This is a genomic window from Streptomyces sp. NPDC060028 (genome assembly GCF_042736725.1).
Classification (GTDB): Bacteria; Actinomycetota; Actinomycetes; order Streptomycetales; family Streptomycetaceae; genus Streptomyces.
This window is the reverse complement of record NZ_JBHWVJ010000020.1, coordinates 72,525-95,648: the sequence shown is the minus strand read 5'-3', so window position 1 is coordinate 95,648 and position 23,124 is coordinate 72,525. Positions and strand designations below refer to the sequence as shown.

General features: G+C 72.3%; 19 protein-coding genes and 2 pseudogenes. 7 read left to right on the top strand and 14 right to left on the bottom strand.

Going from position 1 to position 23,124, the window contains the following annotated elements; genetic code table 11:
* The 4 genes and pseudogenes from ACFWBF_RS13230 to ACFWBF_RS13215 all read right to left on the bottom strand — a co-directional run.
* A pseudogene (locus ACFWBF_RS13230) lies at positions 1 to 218 on the bottom strand (hypothetical protein); the annotation flags it as partial.
* Positions 215 to 970, bottom strand: coding sequence for a hypothetical protein (locus ACFWBF_RS13225; protein WP_385599776.1), 756 nt, complete (start codon positions 968 to 970; stop codon positions 215 to 217). The pseudogene ACFWBF_RS13230 and the gene ACFWBF_RS13225, both read right to left, overlap by 4 nt.
* Before the next feature lie 3 nt (positions 971 to 973).
* Positions 974 to 1,501: a phage tail protein gene (locus ACFWBF_RS13220; RefSeq protein WP_385599773.1), complete on the bottom strand. Its 528-nt coding sequence runs from the start codon at positions 1,499 to 1,501 to the stop codon at positions 974 to 976.
* Between the two features lie 11 nt (positions 1,502 to 1,512).
* Positions 1,513 to 3,102: a phage tail sheath family protein gene (locus tag ACFWBF_RS13215; RefSeq protein ID WP_385599770.1), complete on the bottom strand. Its 1,590-nt coding sequence runs from the start codon at positions 3,100 to 3,102 to the stop codon at positions 1,513 to 1,515.
* 151 nt (positions 3,103 to 3,253) lie between these two features.
* Here ACFWBF_RS13215 and ACFWBF_RS13210 point away from each other — a divergent pair, with 151 nt between their 5' ends.
* The 3 genes from ACFWBF_RS13210 to ACFWBF_RS13200 all read left to right on the top strand — a co-directional run bounded on the left by ACFWBF_RS13210 (position 3,254) and on the right by ACFWBF_RS13200 (position 7,506).
* Entirely contained in the window at positions 3,254 to 4,480 is a 1,227-nt protein-coding gene (locus ACFWBF_RS13210) for an N-acetylmuramoyl-L-alanine amidase (RefSeq protein ID WP_385599768.1), read from the top strand.
* 157 nt (positions 4,481 to 4,637) lie between these two features.
* A complete protein-coding gene (locus ACFWBF_RS13205; RefSeq protein WP_385599765.1) occupies positions 4,638 to 5,831 on the top strand; it encodes a cytochrome P450 in 1,194 nt (397 codons plus the stop codon).
* Between the two features lie 109 nt (positions 5,832 to 5,940).
* A complete protein-coding gene (locus tag ACFWBF_RS13200) occupies positions 5,941 to 7,506 on the top strand; it encodes an oleate hydratase (protein ID WP_385599762.1) in 1,566 nt (521 codons plus the stop codon).
* A 45-nt stretch (positions 7,507 to 7,551) separates the two neighbouring features.
* Here the strand turns inward: ACFWBF_RS13200 and ACFWBF_RS13195 are convergent, their stop codons facing one another.
* Complete coding sequence (locus tag ACFWBF_RS13195; RefSeq protein ID WP_385599759.1) at positions 7,552 to 8,346, bottom strand: maleate cis-trans isomerase; 795 nt, start codon at positions 8,344 to 8,346, stop codon at positions 7,552 to 7,554.
* Between the two features lie 179 nt (positions 8,347 to 8,525).
* Between ACFWBF_RS13195 and ACFWBF_RS13190 the strand changes: the two genes are divergently transcribed.
* The 3 genes and pseudogenes from ACFWBF_RS13190 to ACFWBF_RS13180 form a co-directional block, all read left to right on the top strand.
* On the top strand, positions 8,526 to 10,202 hold the full coding sequence (locus ACFWBF_RS13190) for an AMP-binding protein (protein WP_385599756.1): 1,677 nt from the start codon (positions 8,526 to 8,528) through the stop codon (positions 10,200 to 10,202).
* A 73-nt stretch (positions 10,203 to 10,275) separates the two neighbouring features.
* Complete coding sequence (locus ACFWBF_RS13185) at positions 10,276 to 11,079, top strand: alpha/beta fold hydrolase (protein WP_385599753.1); 804 nt, start codon at positions 10,276 to 10,278, stop codon at positions 11,077 to 11,079.
* A 105-nt stretch (positions 11,080 to 11,184) separates the two neighbouring features.
* A pseudogene (locus ACFWBF_RS13180) lies at positions 11,185 to 12,123 on the top strand (endonuclease/exonuclease/phosphatase family protein); the annotation flags it as partial.
* Positions 12,124 to 12,144: 21 nt separating this feature from the next.
* On the opposite strand, the gene ACFWBF_RS13175 reads toward ACFWBF_RS13180, so the two are convergent.
* The 3 genes from ACFWBF_RS13175 to ACFWBF_RS13165 are packed head-to-tail and all read right to left on the bottom strand — an operon-like array spanning position 12,145 to position 14,788.
* Positions 12,145 to 12,861: an SDR family oxidoreductase gene (locus tag ACFWBF_RS13175; protein WP_385599750.1), complete on the bottom strand. Its 717-nt coding sequence runs from the start codon at positions 12,859 to 12,861 to the stop codon at positions 12,145 to 12,147.
* Positions 12,858 to 13,259, bottom strand: coding sequence for a 5-carboxymethyl-2-hydroxymuconate Delta-isomerase (locus ACFWBF_RS13170; protein ID WP_385599747.1), 402 nt, complete (start codon positions 13,257 to 13,259; stop codon positions 12,858 to 12,860). Before ACFWBF_RS13170 ends, ACFWBF_RS13175 begins: the two co-directional genes overlap by 4 nt.
* 11 nt (positions 13,260 to 13,270) lie before the next feature.
* On the bottom strand, positions 13,271 to 14,788 hold the full coding sequence (locus tag ACFWBF_RS13165) for an MFS transporter (protein ID WP_385599744.1): 1,518 nt from the start codon (positions 14,786 to 14,788) through the stop codon (positions 13,271 to 13,273).
* Positions 14,789 to 14,976: 188 nt separating this feature from the next.
* On the opposite strand from ACFWBF_RS13165, the gene ACFWBF_RS13160 reads away from it, so the two are divergent.
* Positions 14,977 to 15,345, top strand: a complete 369-nt coding sequence (locus ACFWBF_RS13160; protein ID WP_385599741.1) for an ArsR/SmtB family transcription factor — start codon at positions 14,977 to 14,979, stop codon at positions 15,343 to 15,345.
* Here ACFWBF_RS13160 and ACFWBF_RS13155 read toward each other — a convergent pair.
* From ACFWBF_RS13155 to ACFWBF_RS13130, 6 genes are all read right to left on the bottom strand, one after another.
* Positions 15,242 to 16,573: a hypothetical protein gene (locus ACFWBF_RS13155; RefSeq protein WP_385599738.1), complete on the bottom strand. Its 1,332-nt coding sequence runs from the start codon at positions 16,571 to 16,573 to the stop codon at positions 15,242 to 15,244. The two genes, ACFWBF_RS13160 and ACFWBF_RS13155, sit on opposite strands and share 104 nt — an antisense overlap.
* Positions 16,570 to 17,445, bottom strand: coding sequence for an FAH family protein (locus ACFWBF_RS13150; RefSeq protein WP_385599734.1), 876 nt, complete (start codon positions 17,443 to 17,445; stop codon positions 16,570 to 16,572). The genes ACFWBF_RS13155 and ACFWBF_RS13150 overlap by 4 nt, the downstream gene beginning before the upstream one ends.
* Positions 17,446 to 17,519: 74 nt before the next feature.
* Positions 17,520 to 19,277, bottom strand: a complete 1,758-nt coding sequence (locus ACFWBF_RS13145; RefSeq protein WP_385599731.1) for a thiamine pyrophosphate-binding protein — start codon at positions 19,275 to 19,277, stop codon at positions 17,520 to 17,522.
* Entirely contained in the window at positions 19,274 to 20,482 is a 1,209-nt protein-coding gene (locus ACFWBF_RS13140; RefSeq protein ID WP_385599728.1) for a mandelate racemase/muconate lactonizing enzyme family protein, read from the bottom strand. The genes ACFWBF_RS13145 and ACFWBF_RS13140 overlap by 4 nt, the downstream gene beginning before the upstream one ends.
* Positions 20,475 to 21,353 (bottom strand): alpha/beta fold hydrolase, encoded by an 879-nt coding sequence (locus ACFWBF_RS13135; protein WP_385599725.1) that lies wholly within the window; start codon positions 21,351 to 21,353, stop codon positions 20,475 to 20,477. The genes ACFWBF_RS13140 and ACFWBF_RS13135 overlap by 8 nt, the downstream gene beginning before the upstream one ends.
* A gap of 1 nt (position 21,354) precedes the next feature.
* Positions 21,355 to 23,058 carry a GH3 auxin-responsive promoter family protein gene (locus ACFWBF_RS13130; protein WP_385599722.1) on the bottom strand — a complete coding sequence of 568 codons (1,704 nt, stop codon included), beginning with the start codon at positions 23,056 to 23,058 and terminating at the stop codon, positions 21,355 to 21,357.
* Between the last annotated feature and the right edge of the window lie 66 nt (positions 23,059 to 23,124).

The window sequence follows — 23,124 nt, the reverse complement described above, 5'->3', positions numbered from 1 at the left end:
GGCGCCGGCGCCGCCGCCGGGCCCTGGCCGCCACGGCCGGTGTCCGGCCAAGGCTCCGCCCGGCCCGCCGGGGGCCGCGGCGCCCCGGCGTCCCGCTCGGCGTCCATGCCGGGCGGCGGGGGATCGAGGACCGGGGGCAGGTCGAAGAACGACGGGATCCTGGGCCGGACCGCCGCCGGATCGGGTACTCCGAGGACGCGGTCGACGAAATCGCTCATGTCCCGGTCGCCTCCAGGTAGAAGCGGCGCCGGGCCGCACTGAGGGCGAGGATGTCCTCCTCGCGCCACCCGTACGCCCGGGCCAGCACGTGCACGTCGGCCAGCAGGCCCCGGGCGCAGGCGTCGACATCGGCCCAGACGTGCGCCGGTACGTCGAACGGAGCGGCCCACGCGTGCCCGCACAGGGCGCAGGTCAGGTCGAGCCGGATGTCCGCCCCCGGGTCCACGGAAGGCAGCGCGGCCGCGACGGCGGCGATCACCTCGTCCGTCAACTCGGCGCCCTCCGGGGCCCACCCGCCCACGGCCTCCCCGTCCACGGCCTTCCCGTCGACCGCGAGCACACACCGGCCGACCAGCCGCCGCCGCGCGTCGGGGGAAGCGGAACCGCCGGGCGCCACCGCCAGCACGTCCCGGCTGGTCAGCGCCCGGAACCGGACGCGCCGGCCCCGGACGGTGAGCTCGCCCTCCCCGGGCCCCTGCCCCGCGTCGGCGGGGCGGCGCAGATCCGAGAGGGGCACGGAAACCTCCAACTCCTGCCCGCAGCCGGGGCAGTCGGCCAGGCACTCCACATCCCCGCGGAAGCACGCGCCCCGCAGACCGACGAGCAGCGCGTCGCGCGCGCCGAGCGGCAGGTCGCCCGCCTCGGCGAAGGAGTGCCCGCCCGCGGCGGCCGCGAGCGCCACGGCCCGCGCCACCGGCGCCTGTCCGGCGCCGCCTTCCCACCCCTGCAGGAGCTGGGCCTGCGTGAGCACCCGTCACACCGCCGGGTCGTCGAACGAGACCTCTGCCGCGGGAGGCAGGGCGACGTCGCGCACCCAGCCCTCGTTCTCCAGGCGGATGTGCTGGACGAGCACCGCGTTCGCGTTGGCGTCGAGGTCGGAGAAGGGCTGGTACTCCGACACCCAGCAGTTGAAGACGTGGTAGGAGAGCACCTTCTGGCCGGTCTCGTCGTGGACGTCGATGACGACGTCCCGGCGGAAGTCCTTGAGGGAGGTCTCCCGCCCGCCGGCCGAATTTACGTAGCTCCAGGTCTTGTTGGCCCATTTCTCGAATTCGAGGCCGTTCACGGTGACCCCGCGTTCGAGGACGATCGGGTCGAACTCCACCCGCCCCGGCAGCTTGGCGCTGTTCGAGGGGGCGCCGCCGTCGCGGTGCTTGACCACCTCGACGGTCCTCTTCATCCCGGAGACCTTGTGGACCCCGAGGAACGGCACGGTGCTGTCGCTGTACCGCACGCGGAAACGGAAGTTCTTGAGCGGGTCGACCCGCGCGGTGGTTGCCATCGTCTCGCTCCTCAGACCTGCAGCTGCCCGGCGAGCTGCTCGATGTGGATGATCACGAACTCGGCCGGTTTGAGCGGCGCGAAGCCGACGACGATGTTGACGATGCCCCGGTCGATGTCGTTCTGCGGGTTGTTCTCGCGGTCGCACTTGACGAGATAGGCCTCCCGGGCCGTCGCGCCCTGGAGGGCGCCCTGCCGGAAGAGGCTGTTCATGAACGCGCCCACATTGAGCCGGATGGAGGCCCACAGCGGTTCGTCGTTCGGCTCGAAGACCACCCACTGCGTGCCGCGGTAGAGGCTCTCCTCCACGAAGAGCGCGAGCCGTCGCACCGGCAGGTACTTCCACTCGTCGGCCAGCCGGTCCGCGCCCCGCAGCGTTCGCGCGCCCCAGACGAGCGGACCGAGTACGGGGAAGGAGCGCAGGCAGTTCACCCCGAGCTGGTTGAGCCGGCCGTTCTCCAGGTCGGTCATCGCCACCGCGGGCGCGGTGACCCCGGCGAGCGAGGCGTCGGTGCCCGCGGGTGCCTTCCACACACCGCGCTGCACATCGGTGCGGGCCATCACGCCGGCGACGGTGCCGCAGGGCGGAACCGTCGTGGGGACCCCGCCCGCCGCCGGGTCGGGGATGACCAGGTTCGGGAAGTAGACCACCGCGTTCTTCGCCGCGTCTCCGGACACCGGGGGCGTCGTCATCCCGCTGACGGCGGCGTCGAGGTCGGTCCAGCCGGCGGGCGGATCGACGATCAGGACCGCCCGGCGGTCCCCGCACAGCGCCGCCGCGGGCGACAGCGCCGACTCCGGCGCCCCGGGCAGACAGAGGAGGTTGAAGATGTCGGTCTTCAGGAGCTGGTAGAGGCCGGTCTTGGAGGCCTGGCCCGTCGTGCCGCCCTGGTAGTCCGACAGCGCGGGCGTCCCGCCGTCCACGCCGCCCGAGGCCTGCCTGTAGCGGTTGGGCCTGGCGTCGTCGAAGGGGTCCTGGCTCGCGTCGGTGGCGATCGCCTCGTGTGCGGTGGGGACGACGTCGAGCACCGGGTTCGTGGCGGGTACCGCGACGAGGGCGGAGGAACTGAGCGCCTTGTCCAGCGCGTTCGCGTCGTCGGGGCGGGAGCTCACATTGAGGTGGCGCTCCACCGCCCCGGTTCCCTTGTCGAGGATCGTGAGGTTGTACTGGGTCCGGGTGGCGCCGGCCGCGGGCACCTCGCTGGTGTCGTAGTCGACGCGCACGCGCAGGGCGTCTCCGAAGAGGCCCTCGCCGCGCGCGACGAGGGTGACCGTGCGCGAGCCGGCGAGTTCGATGGTGGAGGCCTTCGCGTTCTTGGTGTCGTCGGTGTCCCCGGTGTGGACGAGCCGGACGATCTCGGCCTCGCTGCCGCCGTTGGCGTAGTACTGGTAGACGGCGTACCCGAGGGGGCTGCGCGGGACGACCCCGCCGAACACCCGCTGGTAGTCGGCGAAGCTCGTGATGTGCACCGGCCGGTCGGTCGGCCCGCGCACGGCCGCCCCGACGAACGCGGTCACGGAGGTCGGCACCCCGGTGATGGTGTGCACGGCGCTCTTGACCTCGTGGATGTACACACCAGGGAAGGTGGGGCTGACGGGCACGTCCGGTCCCCTCTCGCTGTCGGCTGGCTTCCAGTCTCACGAGCCGCTGTGATCGGAGCGTCACTGATCCGTCACGACTGGTGACGAGTTGTGGGGGCGGGCTTCCTGTCTCCGGCGAATCCGCACCGCCCCCCTCGTCGTTGAGCGGATCATGGGAACTCGAAGCAGGACCGGAGCACTTGCGCTCGGGGTGTTCGCCCTGATGGCGCCCTCGGCGGTGAGCGCCGACGGTGCGAGGGCCGACGCGGCCGAGCCGGGCCGTGTGGCCCTGGCCTTCGCCCCGGCCCGGGACGCGGCGCTCACCGACGGCGCGGGCACCCCGGGCGCGATCCTCGCCGCCGCGGGCGGCCGCACCTTCTCCACCGGTGAACTGACGGGCCACCGGTTCTCCTCCCTCGGCCTGAGCTGGCGGCGGGGGACACCGGAGGCCGGCGTCCCGGACTTCACGGCCGAGATGCGCATGCGCCGCGGCGGTGTCCGGGAGGAGTGGCGCAGCCTTCCGCTCGAACGGGAGGAGGGGGTGGCCGAGGAGGCGGGCAGGGCGGGCGCGCCCGCCTTCTACGCGGGCCGCACGGGCGAGGCCGACGGCGTCGAGCTGCGGTTCACCTCGCCGTCCGGCCTGCTGCCGCGGGACCTGCGGCTCTCCTTCATCGCCCCGGCGACGGCCGGCGCCGCGCTGTCGCACCCTTTCGAGGAGGCGAAGGCGCCCGCCATCGCGACCCGCGCCGACTGGGGCGCCGACGAATCCCTGGCCGACCCGGGCCTGAAGACCCAGAGTTCACTTCGGGCCGTGCTCGTGCACCACACGGTGACCGGGAACAACAGCTACACCCGGGAGCAGGTGCCCGACATCGTCAACGGCATCTACGTCCACCACATCAAGGACCTCGGGTACGGGGACTTCCCGTACCACTTCGTCGTGGACCGGTTCGGCGGCGTCTGGGAGGGCCGCAAGGGCTCCGTCGAAATGCAGCCGGGCGGCGCCGTCCCCGCGATCCTCGGCGCTCACGCGGCCGGCTTCAACACCGGCACCTTCTCCGTCGCCCTCCTCGGCAACTTCGAGCCGAACAACACCGCCGGCGGCGAGGATTCGGGCCGCGACCCCGAGCCCACCCGCGTGATGCTGCGCCGCGTCGCCGATCTCCTCGCGTGGAAGCTCGGCCAGTACGGGCTCGACCCGCTGGGCACCACCCGGCTCACCTCCACGGGCGGCGCCGGGACCAACCCGCACGCGGCCGGAGCGGAACTCACCGTCCCGGTGATCGCCGGCCACCGCGATGTCAACGCGACGGCCTGCCCGGGCGGCAGGTTCTACGCGGCGCTGCCCCGCCTGCGCGGGGCGGTCGCCCTGCGCACGTATCTCGCCGGACCGGGCTGACGGCAAAGTCCCGGGCCCGCAAGGCGGACCCGGGACTTCTTGTGCACTTCGCTGACCGGCCTGCTCAACGACCGTCCCGCCGCCCGGGTAACGGGTCCCGGGCAACAAGCCGGTAAAACGCCGCGTGTGGGCGGGAGCGTCGACGTACTGTGATTCGATGACCGTAGTCGACATGCGCTCCACCGCCGAGGCCTTCAAGTCCGATCCGTACCCGTTCTACGCCGAACTGCGTGAGGCGGGACCGGTCCACCAAGTCATCACCTCGGACGACGAGTTCGAACTGAGCTGGCTCGTCGTCGGCCACGAAGCGGTCCGCCACGCCCTGAACCATCCGGCGCTGTCGAAGGACTGGTACGGCTCCGGAAGGTTCCCGGAGGCGATGGCCACCGCCGCGAACTCCAACATGCTGGAGTCGGATCCGCCGCACCACACCCGGCTGCGCCGCCTGGTGGCCCGGGAGTTCACCGCCCGCCGGATGGAGGCCATGCGCCCCCGGGTCCAGCAGATCACCGACGAACTGCTCGACGGGATGGCGGCGCGGCCGGAGCGCGGCGCCGACCTGATCAAGGCGCTCGCGTTCCCCCTCCCCATGACCGTGATCTGCGAACTGCTCGGCGTCCCCGACCTGGACCGCGACCGCTTCCGCCACTGGTCCAACGAGGTCGTGGCGCCCACCCCGGGCGTCCTGGACAACAACGCGCACCAGCAGCTCAGTTCCTACCTCGACGAGCTCATCGAGGCCAAGGCCAAGGCCCCCGGCGAGGACCTGCTCAGCGCGCTGATCCGCACCCGTGACGAGGACGGCGACTCCCTCTCCCACGACGAGCTGATCGGCATGGCCTTCCTGCTGCTGGTCGCGGGGCACGAGACGACCGTCAACCTCATCTCCAACGGGATACGAGCCCTGCTGGCCCACCCGGGTCAGCTCGCCGAACTGCGCGCCGACTACGACGGGCTCTTGGACGGGGCGGTGGAGGAGATGCTCCGCTACGACGGCCCGGTGCAGAACGCCACCTTCCGTTACGCCCGCGAGGACGTGGAGATCGGCGGCACCGTCATCCCGGCCGGAGCCACCGTCCTCGTCTCGCTGGCGGCCGCCGACCACGACCCCGCCCGCTTCGCGGAGCCCGACACCTTCGACATCCACCGCGCACCGAAGGGCCACCTCGCCTTCGGCCACGGGCTGCACTTCTGCATCGGCGCCCCGCTGGCCCGGATGGAGGGCCGCATCGCCGTACGGGGCCTGCTGGAGCGTTTCCCGGACCTCGCCGCCGACCCTGCCGGGGGCCTGCCGCAGTGGCTGCCCGGCAGCCTGATGCGCGGGGTCAGCCGGCTCCCGGTGCGCTGGTAGATCCGACGGCGCACCCGGGTGCGGCCCGCTGCGGGGGATGGTGGGCTGGGGGCGGTGACCGCGCCGTCGACCGGGACCGGTGCGGCGCCGCGGTGAGCGGAGTGGTCCGGTGGCCAAGGCCTGTCTCGTGGGTGCGGGGATCGCGTCCCTGTCGGCGGCGGCGCTGTTGATCAGGGAGGGGAAGTTCGCCGGCGGGGACATCACGATCCTGGAGGCCCAGGACCGCACCGGCGGAAGCCTGGACGCGGCCGGGAGCCCGGAGACCGGGTACACCATGCGCGGCGGGCGGATGTTCGAACTGCACTTCGAGTGCACGTACGACCTTCTGTCGTCCATCCCCTCCCTGGACGCGCCGGGCACCTCGGTCACCGAGGACACCTTCGCCTTCCACGAGGACTTCGCCTGGAACGACAAGGCCCGCCTGGTCGACTCCACCGGCCGGCCGGTGGACGCCCGGTCCATGGGCTTCTCCGAGCGGAACCGCATCGACCTGGTCACGTGCGTGGTCACCCCGGAATCGCGGCTGGACGGCAAGCGGATCTCCGACTGCTTCACCCCGGACTTCTTCACCACGAACTTCTGGTTCATGTGGTGCACCACCTTCGCCTTCGAGCCCTGGCACTCGGCGATCGAGTTCCGCCGCTACCTGAACCGGTTCGTGCACCTGTTCAAGACCTTCGACACCATGTCGGGGATCTACCGCACCCGCTTCAACCAGTACGACTCGATCGTGCGCCCGCTCCAGGCCTGGCTGAAGGCGCAAGGGGTGACCTTCCATTTGGACACCACCGTGACCGATCTGGAGCTGGCCGACGGCGACGGCATCACCGTCACGGCCGTGGCCTGCACCCGCGCCGGCGTGCCCGAACGCATCCCCGTCGGCCCCGGGGACCTGGTCTTCGTCACCAACGGGTCGATGACCGCGAACTCCACGCTGGGGACCACCGACACCCCCGCCGCCCTGGACACCTCCCCGCCGGACGCGTCCTGGCGCCTGTGGCACACGCTCGCGGCCAAACGCCCGCACCTGGGCGAACCGGCCGTGTTCGACTCCTCCGTCGCCGACTCCACCTGGGGGTCGTTCACGGTCACCACCAAGGACCCGGTGTTCTTCAAGGCCATGGAGGAGTTCTCCGGCAGCGAGGCGGGCAAGGGCGGCCTGATCACCTTCAAGGACTCCGGTTGGCTGCTGACCATCGTCCTCAACCACCAGCCGCACTTCCACGAGCAGCCCGACGACACCTTCGTGTGGTGGGGTTACGCCCTCTTCCCGGACAAGCCGGGCGACCACGTGGCCAAGCCGATGTCCCGGTGCTCGGGCCGCGAGATCCTCACCGAGGTGCTCGGCCATCTGCGGCTGCCACAGAGCGAGCAGATCGTGGAGTCCTCCACCGTCCTGCCCGCGATGATGCCCTACATCACCAGCCAGTTCCTCGTCCGCAAGGCCGGCGACCGGCCCCAGGTCGTCCCCGAGGGCTCCACCAACCTCGCCTTCATCGGCCAGTACGCGGAAGTCCCCGACGACGTGGTGTTCACCGTCGAGTACTCGGTGCGCACCGCCTGGACCGCCGTGGCCCGGCTCCTGAACCTGGACCGGCAGCCGCCGCCGGTCTACAAGGGCGGCCACGACCCCAAGGTCCTCCTGGAAGCCCTGTACACCATGCACCGCGGCTGATGCACCCCGGCCGGGTGATAGCCGGCCGGGCGCTCCCCGGCCGGTTCAGCGGGGCGGCAGGGCGAAGAGCCGTCCGTAGCCCGTGACGTCGTCCGTGTGCGTGCCGGCCGCCTTGAGGGCCGACCACAGCAGCGCCTGGTTCGCGGTGAACACGGGCCGGCCGAGGGTGGCCTCCAGGGCCTCGATCATGCCGACCGCGCGCAGGCCGTTGCCGCCGATGACGACGGCCTCGGCATCGTCGGGGACGTGCCCGGCCGCCCAGTCGTGCAGGTCGCCCGGCCTGATGAGGGCCTGGCCGCTGGGCAGGGTGCACGGGGCCGAGAACCGTACGTCGAAGCCCGCCGCCTCGTAGTAGGCCCGGCCGAGGTCGTTCAGGGCCGCGCCGAACCAGGGCGGATCGATCAGGCAGAGCGCGGTGACGCCCGCCGTCTGGAGGGCTTCGACGGTCGCGGCGCAAGTGGCCACCACCGGCAGGCCGTTCGCGCGGGCGCTCAGCCGGGCGATCATCTTCGCCTCGCCCTGTGCGCCGATCACGTAGGCGGAGCTGGTGAATGCGTACGCGAGCGCCGCCAGGGGTGCATCGGCCAACTGCCCTGCCGCGTCGTCCACATGGGGCGGCGCGGCGAAGTCCCGTACCGGGGCGAGCGGGATCGTCGGATCCATCGCGCCGCCGCGCCGCATCGCGCCGAAGGGCACACGGGCGGCGTGCAGGCCGACGCCGGCCGGTGCCATCGCGCGCAGTTCCGACTCCGGCCCCACGTCCCCATGCGGGACGAGCACGCCGAGCCGGACGCGTACGTCCCAGCCGTCGGGCTGCCACCCCACCGCGGGGCCGGTCACTTGCCCTGCGCCGGGCAGGGGGCGGGCTTCAGGTACGTGCCGATGTCCATGCGGGCAGTATGTGTCCATTCGGCCGCCTTCGTGCCGGACACCACTCCGCGCGGCACCCCGTCCGGGGGACGCCGCCTTCACCCGTCTGCCGTGCCGGGGGGTGGTCCTCGGGACGGGTGGCGAGGATCATGGAAGCGCCGGTCCGGTTGTCCGCCTCGTCCAGGGGGTCCGTGTTGTCTGCTGTCGCGCCGAGCCATGCGTCGGGGGTCTGCGAAGTACCGCTGCTGGCGGACACCATCGGGGAGAACCTCGACCGCACCGTACGCCGCTTCCCCGATCGTGACGCCCTCGTCGACATGGCCGCCGGGCGCCGCTGGACGTACGCGGAGCTGGGAGCCGACGTGGACGCGCTCGCCCTCGGACTGCTGGACCTCGGCATCCGCAAGGGCGACCGGGTCGGCGTCTGGGCGCCCAACCGCGCCGAGTGGACGCTGGTCCAGTACGCCACCGCCAAGATCGGGGCGATCCTCGTCACCGTGAACCCCGCGTACCGCTCCCACGAGCTGGAGTACGTGCTGCGCCAGTCCGGGATCCGGCTGCTTGCCGCCGCCGACCGCTTCAAGACCTCCGACTACGCCGCCATGATCGAGGAGGTCCGCCCGCGCTGCCCCGAGCTGGAGTTCACGGTACTGCTGGGCGGACCCGGGTGGACCGCCCTGCTGGACCGGGGACGGCGCGGCGACCGCGCCGAACTCGCCCGGGCCCAGGCGGCATTGAGCCCGTACGACCCCGTCAACATCCAGTACACCTCGGGGACCACCGGCTTCCCCAAAGGTGCGACGCTCTCGCACCACAACATCCTCAACAACGGTTTCTTCGTCGGCGAGTTGTGTCACTACACCGAGCAGGACCGGGTCTGCATCCCGGTGCCCTTCTACCACTGCTTCGGCATGGTGATGGGAAACCTGGCCTGCACCAGCCACGGCGCGGCGATGGTCATCCCCGCGCCCTCGTTCGATCCGGCCGCCACCCTCGCCGCGGTCGAGGCGGAGTCCTGCACCTCCCTCTACGGCGTCCCCACCATGTTCATCGCCGAGTTGGCCGACCCCGGCTTCGACGCGTACGACCTGTCCAGCCTGCGCACCGGGATCATGGCGGGCTCGCCCTGCCCGGTCGAGGTGATGAAGGAGGTCATCGACCGGATGGGCATGCGGGAGGTGTCCATCTGCTACGGCATGACCGAGACCTCACCCGTGTCGACGCAGACCCGCTGCGACGACTCCGTGGAGCGCCGGGTGTCGACCGTCGGCCGGGTCGGGCCGCACCTGGAGGTGAAGGTGGTCGACCCGCAGACCGGGCGGACCGTGCCGCGCGGCGAGCCGGGCGAGCTGTGCACGCGCGGCTACTCCGTCATGCTCGGCTACTGGGGCCGGGCCGAAGAGACCGCGCAGGCCGTCGACGCGGAGCGCTGGATGCACACCGGCGACCTGGCGGTCATGGACGACGAGGGCTACCTGAGCATCACCGGACGGATCAAGGACATGGTCATCCGGGGCGGGGAGAACCTGTACCCGCGCGAGATCGAGGAGTTCCTCCACGGCCACCCGGACGTACTCGACGTCCAGGTCATCGGCGTACCCGACGCGAAGTACGGGGAGGAGCTCATGGCCTGGGTGCGGATGCGCGAGGGCGCGAAGCCGCTGACCGCGGCCGCCGTCCGCTCGTACTGCGAGGGCCGGCTCGCCCACTACAAGATCCCGCGCTACGTCCACGTCGTCGAGGAGTTCCCGATGACCGTCACCGGGAAGATCCGCAAGATCGAAATGCGCGAGATGGCGCTCCGGCTGCTGGAGTCCTCCTCGTAGGGCGGTGGAGCGGCGGCCGGGCCGGGCTGCGGGCGGCTGGCGCGCCGGGGCGCTCTTCGGTCAGGCTCGGGCCATGGAACTCATGGTGTCCGTCAAGGACGGCGAAGTATGGGCGGACGACTCGGGCGCACCGGTCGACGCGGGCGACCCGGCCGACGGCGGCCTGCCGATCGTGCTGCTGCATCCGGGCGTCGGGGTCTCGACGGTCTGGGACCCGATCCTGCCGCGGCTCACGGCGCGGCACCGGGTGATCCGCTATGACGTACGCGGCTTCGGGCGCTCCCCGGCGCCCACCGCGAGCTACTCGCTGGTCGAGGACCTGCGGGCGGTGCTCGACCACTTCGAACTGGGCCGGGCGCTGGTGGTCGGCTCCAGCATGGGCGGCGCCACGGCGATCAGCCTCGCCCTGGACTCGCCCGAGCGCGTCGCGGGGCTCGGCCTGTTCTGCCCGGGCGTCACCGGCTACACCGGGCTCGAAGTGCCGGAGCTGTTCGCCGCGATCGGCAAGCTGGCCGAGGCCGGTGACATGGACGGCCTGGTCGCGCTGGGGCGACGTACCTGGGGCAACGCGGGAGTCGGCGACGACCCCGCCGTCACCGCCCAACTGCGCTCGGCGATCCCCGGCTGGTTCGCCAACCAGCCCCATCAGGTGCCGGACGCGCCCGCCTTCGACCGGCTCGGCGAACTGGACGTGCCGTGCCTGCTCGCGCTGGGCGAGCAGGACCAGCCCGAGGCCGTCCGGTGCAACGAGGACATGGCCGCGCGCATCCCGGGCTGCCGGCTCGTACGCATCGTGGGCAGCGACCACTACCCCGCGCTGCGCGAACCGCAGACCGTGGCCGGGCTGATCCTGGAGCTGGGCCAGAGCCTTCGCTGATCCGGGAGTTGAGGTTCCGCGGGGTACCGTACGAGGTCGTGGTCAGCGGCGACGGCCGGAACCGAGCGGGGCGGGCGGACAGTGGGACAGGCGGAAGGCGTCGCGGTGACGTCCGCGGGAGCGCGGTGGTTCTCGCTCCGTCGCGGGCGCGTACTCGGGGCGCTCGCCGCTCTCGTCGCCTGCCTGCTGCTCTTCCACTCGGCCGTCCCCGATGTCGCCGGGCGGCCGGGCAGTCTCCTGGAGACCTTCCTGCCGTGGCTCGGCCTGAGCGTCCCGGTCCTGCTGGGCCTCGCCCTGCTGCGCCGTTCGGCCCTCGCGCTGGGCGCGCTGCTGCTGCCGGTGGTGGCCTGGCTCGGCCTGTTCGGCGGTCTGCTGCTGCCCGGGCACGGCCGGGCCCACGACCTGGTCGCGGTCCAGCACAACGTCAGCGACGAGAACCCCGATCCGGCCGGCACCGCGAGGGCGCTGGAAAAGGCGCACCCCGACCTCATCGCCCTGGAGGAACTGACGCCCGCCGTCCTGCCGCCCATCGAGGCGGCCCTGGCCGCGGACCACCCGTACCACGCGGTGCACGGCACCGTCGGACTCTGGTCGAAGCATCCGCTGGCCGACGTACGGCCGGTGGACATCAGGCCCGCCGGGGTGGGGGAGGACTGGAACCGAGGTCTGCGGGCCACCGCGAGGACACGGTGGGGGGACGTCGCCGTGTACGTCGCGCACCTGCCCTCGGTGCGCCTCGGCCCGTCCGGCGGGTTCAGCGCCGCACGGCGGGACGAGAGCGCGGTCCTGCTCGGCGCCGCCATCGCCGCCGAGCCGATCGACCGGGTCGTTCTGCTCGGGGACCTCAACGCCGCCGTGGACGACCGCGGTCTGAGCCCGCTCTCGGACCAACTGCAGGCCGCGGAGCGGGGGTTCGCGTTCAGCTGGCCCGCATCGCTGCCCGTGGCCCGGATCGACCAGATCATGACCCGGTCGGCGACCGTCACCGACATCCGGTCGCTGCCCCCCACGGGCAGCGACCACTTGCCCGTCGCCGCGCACATCAAGCTCCGGCCGGGTGCGCCGTCAGGCGATGGAGCCGCCGCCGTCGACGAAGAGGGTCGTGCCCGTCATGTAGGCGTTGCCCGCGACCATCGCGATCGCGGCCGCGACGTCCCGCGGCTCTCCCACCCGGTTCACCGGCAGGCGCTCGGCCGCCGCCTCGTACATGGCCTCGCGGCCGCCCGCCGGTAGCGCGTCCCACAGGGGCGTGCGCAGCAGCCCGGGCGACACGGCGTTGACGCGGATCGGGGCCAGTTCCAGGGCGAGCCCGCGGACCAGAGCCTCCAAGGCGGCGTTGATCGCGCTCTGTAGGGCCGAGGCCCTGCCCGGCCGTACGGACAGGTAGCCCGAGACGATGGTGAGGGAGCCCGCCGGGTCCACCGAGACGGCGCGCGCGAGCCTGTACGCGCCCCAGAACTTGCTGTCCATCGCGGCGTACGCGTCCTCCAGCGGCAGGGTGTCCACGCGGCCCATCGGCGTTTCGGCCGCCGAGATGACCACGTGGTCGAAGGTGCCCGCGGCCTCGGTGAAGGCGGCGATGGCCGCGGCGTCGCGCAGGTCGAGCACCTGCCCGTCCGCCGCCGGGCCGAGGGTCTTCACCGCGCGTCGCACCTTGTCCTCGGTACGGGAGACGACGGTGACCGCGGCCCCGCCGGCCGCGAAGGCGGCCGCGGCCGCGAGGCCCACCCCGGAGGTGCCGCCTGCGACGAGGACGCGCCGGCCCTGGAATTCGGTGGTCATGCTGCGCCTCCTGCGGCGTGTTCGGTGGTGGGGTCCGTCGAGCGGGTACGGGCGTAGCTCGGCCGGTCGAGCTCGGTGATCTGCACGGACACGTCGCAGTCGGTTTCGGCGAGCGTGCGGCGGAAGTGTTCGCGCAGGACCGCCAGCGCGCTCGCGCTCACCGCGGTGCGCAGCTCGGGCGCTTTGCCGCCGAAGGTCCGGATGTCGAGGTTCACGAAAGCCTGTTCACGGCTTCCGTCGCCGATGAAGTACGTCTGCGCCCGCGTGGCGCGGCTCTTGAAGTCCTGCAGGCGGAACCCGCCGGCTTCGGCGAGCGCGGTGTGCAGGTCGGTGAAGAGAGCCGCCGGGTCGGGGGTCTCCCGCACGTTGCCGGAGTACTCGAGTACGAGGTGGGGCATGCCGTGGCTCCTTATGCGTTCTCGGTGGCGGGGGTGGTGGCGGGGGCCGCCGCCGGCCGTGCGGTCGCGGTAGCGGTAGCGGTGGCGGCCTTGGCCTTGGCGCCGACGGCGCGGCGTACACCGGTGGCGCTGAGCACGGCGGCCGCGGCGAGGGCGACGGCGGCCAGCACGAGCGCGGCCCGCAGACCGGACAGGAAGGCGTCGCCGGGCGTGGCGGCGCCCACGAGGATCCCCATGACGGCCACGCCGATCAGCCCCCCGATCTGGCGCGAGGCGTTCAGTACCCCGGAGGCGATGCCCGCGTTGCCCGGGTCGACGGCGGAGAGCATGGCGTTGGTCATGGCCGGGACGACCAGCCCGATGCCGGCGCCCGCGACCAGGAACTGGGCGACCAGCGCGGGGTACGAGGCCGAGCCGACGGCCGGCAGCATGGTGAGGTAGCCGAGCGCGGCCAGCGTGCTTCCGCTGATCAGCACGGTCCGGGAGCCGAAGCGCTTCACCAGCGGTCCGCAGGCGAGGTTGGCGATCATGATGGTGGCGGTCATGGGCAGGAAGGCGAGCCCGGCGACGATCGGCGAGTAGTCCCAGGCCTTCTGGAAGAAGAGGCTGTAGACGAAGATCAGGCCGTAGAAGGAGAAGTTCACCAGGACGCCGATGAGCGAGGTCGCGGTGAAGGCGCCCCGCTTGAACAGGGTCAGGGGCAGCATCGGATCGGTGCTGCGCCGCTCCACGGCGACGAAGGCGGCCAGCGCCAGCACGAACACCACCAGGCAGCCGATGACGAGCGGCGCGCCCCAGCCCAGCCCGTTCGCCTCGATGACGGCGCCGGTCAGCGCGCCGAGGGTGATGATCGCCAGGAGCTGCCCCGGTACGTCGAAGGAGCGCGCGGCCCGGCCGGCCGCGGCGCCGCCGGTGCGCGGGGCGCTGGTCTGCGTCAGCCAGACGCCGGCCGCCGCGATGGGCACGTTCACGAAGAAGATCGAGCGCCAGCCGAACTGCGAGATGAGCACACCGCCGACCACGGGCCCGAGCGCGAGGGCCAGTCCGCCGGACGCTGCCCACAGGCTCACGGCGCGGGTGCGCTCCGCCGGGTCGGGGAAGGACTTGTTCACGATCGAGAGCGAGGAGGGCACGATCATCGCCGCGCCCACCCCCTGGAGGACGCGGGCGATGACCAGAGCCACCAGGCTGTCGGCTGCGCCGCAGGCGAAGGAGGTGACGGCGAACAGGACGAAGCCCGCCTGGAAGATGCGCTTGGGGTCGAAACGGTCTCCCATCGCACCCGCGGTCAGCAGGAACGCGGCGAAGGTGAGCGTGTAGCCGTTGATCACCCACTCCAGGCCGGAGAGGCTGCCGCCGAAGTCCTCGCTGAGGGCGTCCGTCGCCACGTTGACGACGCTGACGTCGAGGATGACGACGACGAAGCCGAGGCAGGCCGCGAGCAGGGTCAACCGCCGTTTGAGAACGGAGCTCTCGGCGGCCTTGGTGGGCTTGGCGCCGGAGCGGTGCGGGCTGTGGGGTTCAGGCATGAATCGTCCTCGGATGGAGTGGAAGAGGAGGCGGCGAGGTGGGGTGGGATCCTCGTCGTCGTGACGCCCTGGGGAATTGCGCGCAGGGGCGTACGGAAAGCCGCTCGAGTAGACTGTTCGAAGAAGCGTGAACACCAAGAAGTGTATGCCCGTCATCGAACACTTGGCAATCCGGCCCAGGAGGCGCCATGACCGCAGAACAGCCCCCGGCGCCCCGGCACCGCACCCCGCCGGAGCACACGCACCCCCGCGACGTCCCGCTGCAGACCGCCCTGGCCGCGCTCGCCGACCCCGTACGGATCACGCTCGTACGGGAGATCGGCGAGGCGGAGGACTGGGCGCGCCCCTGTGGCAGTTTCGACGTCCCGGTGCGCAAGGCGGCCCTGAGCCACCACTTCGCGGTGCTGCGCTCCGCCGGGCTGATCGAGCAGCGGGACCACGGGGCCAAGCGGTTCAACCGGCTGCGGCGACCGGAGTTCGACGAGCGGTTCCCCGGGCTGCTGGACCTCGTACTGCGGGAGGCCCCGGACGGCGGGGATCCAGCGCCCGCGCCCTGAGCAGCTCCGCGGTCCGCAGGACGACCGCGCGGTCCACGCTCGGGACGCCGTAGGCCAGGGACAGGCCGAAGGCGCCCCGGAGCGTGGACAGGTGCAGCACCACCGCGTAGTTGGCGGCGGTCCGGTTCACCACGGTCCGGAACTCCGAGACCAGGTGCGCGTACGGGCCCAGCGCCGGATCGACGACACCGACGTTGGTGATGCAGATCCCGGGCGCGCTGTCCCGGCCGGCCAGTGCCCGTACGGCCTCGCGTATCTCGGCGTGGCCGCGGGCGGGCGGCCGCCACCGGGTGTCGGCCGCCCGGAAGGCCGACCGGTACCGCGCCGCGTTCGCCGCAGGCCCCCCGTCCCCGAGCCGCAACGGGGCCCGTATGACGCCGATCCGGCAGCCCGGGTCGGACAGGAACCGCTCCTGCTCGCAGCGACCGCGCAGGGACACCGCCGTGAACAGGTCCAGCTCGGTCCGCCCGGTCGCGGCGGCGAAGGACTCCGCGAGGGCCGTCGCGAAGAACTCGTTGACGGTGACGCCCTGTTCGGCGCAGTACGCCCGGACCTCCGCGGACTCGGAGGCCGAGAGGTCGAGCGCCGTGTAGTCCGCGCGGCGCTCCGCCCAGGGCGCCACCGCGTCGAAGGACACGGGCGGCGCGGCCGGCGGGGCGGGGGCCCCGGCCACGGGCGGTTCGTACCGCGGCGGACGGTATGTGAACGCAGGCCTGTGCGGCGGAAGTTCCGCAGGGCCGGCGGCAGCCTGCGGCGCCGGGCCGAAGAGGTGCCCGAGCAGCGCACCCGCCATCACCCCGGTCGTGAAACCGTCCGAGATCGCGTGGTTGCGGGTGAAGAAGAGATGGGTCACCCCGCCCGGTACGTCCTCCAGCGCCCGAAGCCGCCACAACGGGCCGCCGGTCTCCAGCACTTCGTTGAGCTCCTCGCGCAGCACCCGCCGGGGGGAGCGGCCCGCGGGCAAGGCGCCGTGGCGCACCTGCTCCGGGCCGGGCGGCGGACCCGTGTGGAACCACAGCCCGCCGTCCGCCGACTCCCGGATCCGTAGCGCCAGTACGGGCAGCTCCCGCACCCACCCCTCGACGGCCCGGGCGAACTCGGCGCGGCCGAAGAGCGAGGCGACGGCGAGGTGTGTCGTCACCTGGGTGCTGCCGCCGAGCTCGGCGTGCATGTAGGCGAACGACGCCTCGATGTCGTCCAGTTCCCGCAGCGCGTGCCCGGGCCTCACAGCCAGCGCACCTGGTTCGTCACCGTGACGCCGTGGTCCGGGAATTCGAGGGAGAGCACGTCGCCGTCGCCGATGCTGAAACCGGCGTGGAAGCTGCTCCGGTCGGCGCCGAGGAACACGTAGTGCACGGTGCCGGGACGGCGCAGCCCGGGGTGGGAGAAGAGGTGCCGGGTCATCGACTCCACCGGGTAGTGCAGGGCGTCCAGGCCGGTCCTGAACTCGCCTTCCCAGGCGGTGCGTCCGGCGCGCTCGACCGTGACCCGCCCGGTCACCGCCCGCGGCGGCTCGCCGGGGAAGAACCAGGGGGAGACCGAGGCCTCGCACAGCTTGGCGTACGAGAGGTGGGCCGGGTTCTGCCGGAACCGCCCGATGTCGGTCAGGTCGTTGCCGAAGGTGTGGCCGAGGTAGACGGGCTCGCCCTTCTCGTCGGTCCGGTACACGAGGACGACCTCGGCCTCCTCGCAGACGGCCACGGCCGCGGCGGGCACGCCCAGGGGCTCGCCCGACACGCGCAGTGCGCTGCCCGGCCCCTTGAAGAACCAGTTCGGGTGCTCCGGACCGGCCGCCTCGCCCTCGGCGGCCACCTTGACGTTGTGGGTCTGCATGAAGCCGCCGGCGACTGCGGTGCCCGGCGCGTCCGGGAGGACCGGCGGCAGGGGGCGTACCCCACCCCGGGACGCGGCCGGGATCAGCCGCCCGGGGCCCGCGCTCCGCACCGCCTCGGCGAAGGCGTCGCAGGAGCCGCCCGCGTCGAGCAGGGCCACGGCGGTGTCGGCGGGGGCGGGGAAGAGGAGCAGCGGCTCGCCCGGGGGCGTGTCGGCGAAGCAGACGAACCGCTCGCCCTGGTAGGCGCATTCGAAGAAGGGGGTCATGACGGACGTTCTCCCGGGACGGACGTGGTGGTGGCGGGGAAGAGAAGGGGAGCGGGGAGCGCGGCGGCGCCCGGTCACTCCATGAGGATCTCGACGAGGGCCGGCTTGCCGTGCTCCTTGATGTACGCGACCGCCTCGGCGACGGCCGGCGCGATGTCGGCGACCGCCTCGACCCGGGGCAGCGCGTGGATGCCGTACGACTGTGCGAGGGTGACGAAGTCGACGGGGTTGTCGTAGAAGCTCGTCGCGATGTGGGCACGGTCGATGTCGCGGTCGCGGTTACCGGCGACGCGGGCGGCGTGCTGGGTGGAGTTCAGGTAGAGCCGGTTGTTCATGACGACGACCAGCAGCGGGACGTCGTACGCGGCCAGGGTCCACAGCGCGCTCGGCGTGTACAGCAGGTCGCCGTCGGCCTGGAGGTTGATGCAGAGCCGGTCCTCGTCCCGCAGGGCCAGCGCGGCTCCGACCGAGGCCCCGAGGCCGTAGCCGAGTCCGCCGCCGCCGTTGAGGCCGAGGTAACTCTGCGGCCGCTCGATGGGCCAGAGCTTCTTGACCCAGCCGTCGATGGTCAGGCTGCCGGTGTTGGCGAGGACCCACTGCTCGTCCCGCACCGCGCGGTGGATCTCGTCGACCGCCGCGGCCACGTTGACGACCTCGCGTCCCTTGGCGGCCTCGGCCTGCTCCGCCCAGCCGGTCCGTGCCCGGGTGTGGGCGGCGGCGATCGTCTTGGCCCGGGCATCGCGCCGCTCGGTGAACGAGCGGTCCCCGAAGGGCCCCTCGGGATCGGTGGCGGCCGAGTGCAGGGCGGTGAGCGTGCGCAGGCTGTCCGCGACGACCGCCTCGGCGACCGGCACAAACTGCTGGTAGTCGGCGGCCCACTTGCTGGTCAGCAGGTCGTTAGAGCCGATCGTGACGACGTGGGCGCCGTTCGCCGGGATGCCCTGGTCCGTCAGCTCCAGGAACGAGCCGAGCGCGCCGACCAGGTCCTGCACCTCCAGCGCGATGACCAGGTCGGCCTCCGCCAGGACACCGGTGTCCGTCGCCCCGCTCAGGTTCAGCGCGTGGGTCGTGGGGAAATTCATCCGGTTGCCGCGGTCGACGACCGCCAGCCCCAGCGCCTCGGCGAGCGCGATCAGTTCGGCGACCGTCCGCGGCTCCCGCCCGGAGAAGTCCACGATCAGCACGGGCAGTTCGGCGTCGAGCAGCCGCCGGGCCAGGTCCCGTACGGTCTCGGGCGCCGGGCCCGGCAGGGCGGCGGGCCGGGTCGCCTCCGCGGGCAGCAGCCGTACGCCCTCCTCGATCGGCTGTTCCTGCACGTCGAAGTCGAGCGCCACGAACACGGGCGCCTGCGCCTCGGTCCGGGTGAGCTTGAAGGCGCGGTAGAGGGACTCGATGGTGCCGCGCTGGCTCGTGGGCTGGTCGCACCACTTCACGTAGTCCTTGACGACGGACTCGATGTTCTGCGAGGTGTGGATCCAGTCGATCCAGGGGCGGCGCTTGGCCGCGTCGATCGGGCCGTTGCCGCCGATGACCAGCAGCGGGACCCGGTCGCACCAGGCGTTGAAGATGGCCATCGAGGCGTGCAGCAGGCCGACGTTGGCGTGCACGAAGACGGCCATGTGCCGGTTGCCCGCCTTGTGGTAGCCGTGGGCGACGGCGACCGCGATCTCCTCGTGGCAGGCCATGACGATGCCCGGGGAGATGTCGGCGTTGCCCTCGTGCACCAGCGAGTCGTGCACCCCGCGGAAGGAGGCGCCGGGGTTGAAGGCCACCAGGTCGATGTCCTGCTGCCGCAGGAAGGCCACGACCAGGTCGGAGAAGTAGGCCGTCATGCCAGGACCTTCGTTCGCGGGTCCGCGGTCGGGTCCGGAGTCGGGGGATGCCACAGTTTCTTGCCTTCGGTGAATGCGAGCACCGCGTAGGGTCCGGCGCTCGCGTCGAGCTCCAGGCCGAACCCGGGGGTGTCGACGGGGGAGATGGTGTTGGCCGTGCGGTCGACCGCCGGGCGGGGCGTGACCACCATGCGCTCGAAGAACCGGTCGCTCTGCCCGGCCTCGACGGTGAGCGCGTCGGGGTGGGCGAAGGCCAGCGCCCGGCCCGCGTTGATCAGCGGCCCGACCTCGGCGACCTGCACGCCGATCTGGAAGGCGATGCCGTGCTCGCGGGCCAGGGCGACCACCTGGGCCGAGCGCAGCAGCCCGCCGCACTTGGACACCCGGACGTTGAACGCGTCGCAGGCGCCGCCGCGCACCGCGGTGCGCGCATCGTCGGGGCCGCCGAGGGACTCGTCGAGCATGATGGTGGCGCCGGTGGCCCGGCGCAGCGCACGCAGGTCGGCCCAGGAGCGCTGGGGCAGGGGCTCCTCGAAGAGGTCGGCGCCCGCGTCCCGCAGCCGCCCCACCAGGCCGGCCGCCGCCTCGGGGGTCCAGCTCATGTTGGCGTCGACCATGACGGGGACGGACTCGCCGAGCCGCTCCCGCACCGCGGCCACGGTCCGGACGTCGCGGGCGGGGTCCTCGGAGGCCTTGATCTTCACGAAGTGGAAGGGCCCCCGGGTGTCGAGGAACTCCTGCGGGTCGGTACCCGTGTCGAGCACCTGCGAGACGGGCAGCGCCGCCGGATCCGAGCCCGGGCCCCGGCCGCCCCGGCCGGGGAGCAGCGCCCCGGCCGGGGCGGCGAGGCGCCGCCCGAGCAGATCGAGTACGGCGGTCTCCAGCAGGCACACCAGGTTGTTGCCGCCGGTGATGCCGAAGGTCTGCTCGAAGCCCGCCGCGTGCAGGTCGCCGAGCAGCTGCGCGGGGTCGGCCGCGCGCAGCCTCGCGAACAGCGGGCCCAGGTCGACGAGTTCGAGGGCGGCCCGGACGGATCGGCTCGTCTCGCCGGTGACGTACGGGCGGGGCGCGCATTCTCCGAGTCCGCGGTGTCCGTCGACGCTCAGGGAGAGCAGGAGGCTGTCGGAGCTGCGGCGGCGGGCCGCCGGATGGTCGAACCCGGCCCGCATGGGCTGGGTGACGTGGTGGAGCAGGGCCTCAGCCACGGTGTTCCAGCCCCGGCAGCAGGGTGAAGGCCGAGGTCCAGTTGACCAGGCTGCGGCGGACGCCCGTGTAGAAGAGGTAGTGCTTGCCGGTGGGGAACTTGTGGAGCGAGCCGCGGCCCCGGGTCATCTCGATGTACGTCTTGTGCGCGTCGTCGAGGTCCACGATCGGGTCGGTCAGCCCCGATACGAACGCGGTGGGGATGTCGGGCAGTTCACGCTCCGGGTTCATGTAGTACTCCTCCAGGCGCAGGAGTACGGCCCGGGAGCGCCGGGTGAGCCGGCGCACGGCGAGGTCGTCGTGGTCTATGTAGCTGCGGTACTTGGGGTCGTCGGTGAAGTCGGCCGAGTCCAGCCCCGCGTCCCACGCGTCGGTGCTCTCGTCCGCGGCGACGGCCGCGCGCTCCCCGTCCGAGAGCGTGGCGTGCAGCTTGCCCAGCCACGTCGAGCAGAACACCGCCCCGTCGTAGGGGACGTGGAAGGACGGGTCGTGCAGCAGCGCGGCCATGAAGGATCCGCCGAGGCAGTGCCCGAACAAGGTGAGCGGCACGTCCGGGCCGATCTCCTCGCGCACGGCGGCGACGGCGGCCGCGTAGTCGTCCAGGACCGTCCGGGCGTCGGGCATCTCGTTGCGCTCGCCGTCGCTGATGCCGCTGCCGCGCCGGTCGAGGACGTAGAAGGCAACGTCGTTGTCGGCGAACTGGGGGCCCGCCTCCCAGAGCCAGCCGGCGTGGCTCTGCAGGCCGTGGAAGTAGAAGACCGCGCCCTTCAGCGCGCCGGGCCGCCACACGTGCAGGGCCAGGTCCGCGCCGGGTCGGCGCACGGTGACGATCTCCCTGCGGGTACTCTGCGGCGCCCTGGTGAGTTCGAGCATGTCAGTTCTCCCCCTTCTCCCGGTCTCCGGATCCGGTGATCTCGGAGACGAAGGCGATGTCCTGCTGGAACGGCTTGTACTTGTACTGGGTGGTGTTGCCGAGGGTCCGGCGGCCCTCGAAGTAGGCGCCGACGGCACCGTGTGCGACCGGCACCACGACGATCGGGTCCAGGCGACCGCTGTCGCGCTTGGACGCGTACTCGATGTTGATCAGGCCGAGCTGTTCGTCGATCCGCGCGGACAGCGCGGCGGCGAGATCGCCGGTGAGCGCGGCGCCCGTCTCGACGACCGCCACGTAGTGCGGCGGCTCCGCCCACCGGGGACCGCACAGGTACAGGCCCATGTCCACGCCGAGCAGCCGGAAACCGTTCTCGATCGCCTCGGTGACCTGCGCCTCGGTGATCTTCTCGCCGGTGAAGGAGTGGAACACCCCGCTGCGGCGTACGAAGTGCACCCACGGCACGCCGGCCGCGTCGACGCGGTCCACGTGGTAGATGTCCCCGGTCCACAGCCGGTACAGGCCGTTGCCCTGGGACATGATCAGGTGGTAGTCCCGGCCGGCCTCGATCTCGTCGAAGAGCAGGGTGCTGACCGTGCCGCCGCTCTCGAGGATCTCCCCGAGCGGCACGTCGGCCGGTACGAACTCGAAGAACGCCTGGCTGACCGCGAGGGGCTGGGAGTGCGTCGTACCGTCGACGGGGATGGTGGTGACCCCCTCCGTGCCGCAGGTCATGAACGGCAGTTTGTCGACCCCGGGCAGTACGGCGTCCAGCTTGCCGCGGTACAGGCCCGCCGAGGCGGAGAGCCAGCAGCTGTAGAGGGTCAGGGACGGCCAGACGTCCTTGAGGCTGAAGTCCGGGTCTCGCAGCACGGCCTCCAGGCGGCCCGCCGCCGCTTCGTCGGGCTCGCCGTAGGGCTCGCCCTCCAGGGTTCCGGCGCGCAGGTCCGCCACCAGCCGCTCCCCGTTGACGGCTATCAGGTCCCGTAGCGACACCAGGGTGCTGGGGTTGATCGCGGAGATGTAGTGCAGCTCCCGCCCGGCCAGGTGCCGTACGCGGTGGTACATCCGCCCCTCGTGGGAGGTGGGCGTCTGCGGCCCGAACCACGGCGCGTCGTACCACGGCGGGTTCCAGTCCAGGCTGTTGATCTGGGGATGACGGTTGCTGATCGCCTGGTGCTCGACGCCGTGCACGAAGTCGAGGACGTCCTCGCGCACCGTCTGGGTGTCCAGCGTGGCGTGGGGGTGCGCCAGGAGCTCGGGGTGCTGCTCCAGGTAGGTGCCCCACATCGCCTTCATGGCGGGGATGCGGTAGGTCAGCAGCCAGTGCAGGGTGTACGGGACCCGCTTCGGGGTGCCGGTCGTACCGCTGGTCTTGAGCCAGCGCAGGACGGGGCTGCAGCTGAGGATCCCGCCCTTGGTGCGGGTCTCGCGCTCGATGGGCTCGGCGAAGTCGTCGTACCGCATGATCGGCAGGACCTTGCGGAAGGCGGCCGGCTCGCGGCGCACGGCGTCGTAGCCGTTCTCCTTCCAGTGCAGGGAGCCCGCACTGAATTCGATGATGTCGGCCAGGACGCGGTCCTGGGCGGCCGCGGGGTTGCGCAGGTCGGCGAGGAGGTCGGCGCGGGCCCGCCGGCATTCCTCGGCGAAGGGGCCTTGGCGGCCGTTCCAGTGTTCCTGCCAGAGCGACCCGTGGTGTGTGGCCATGGTTGCGATGCACTCCGATGAGTGAGGAAGGGTGCGTGGGGGAGAGGGGCAGCGCGCGGGTGTGCG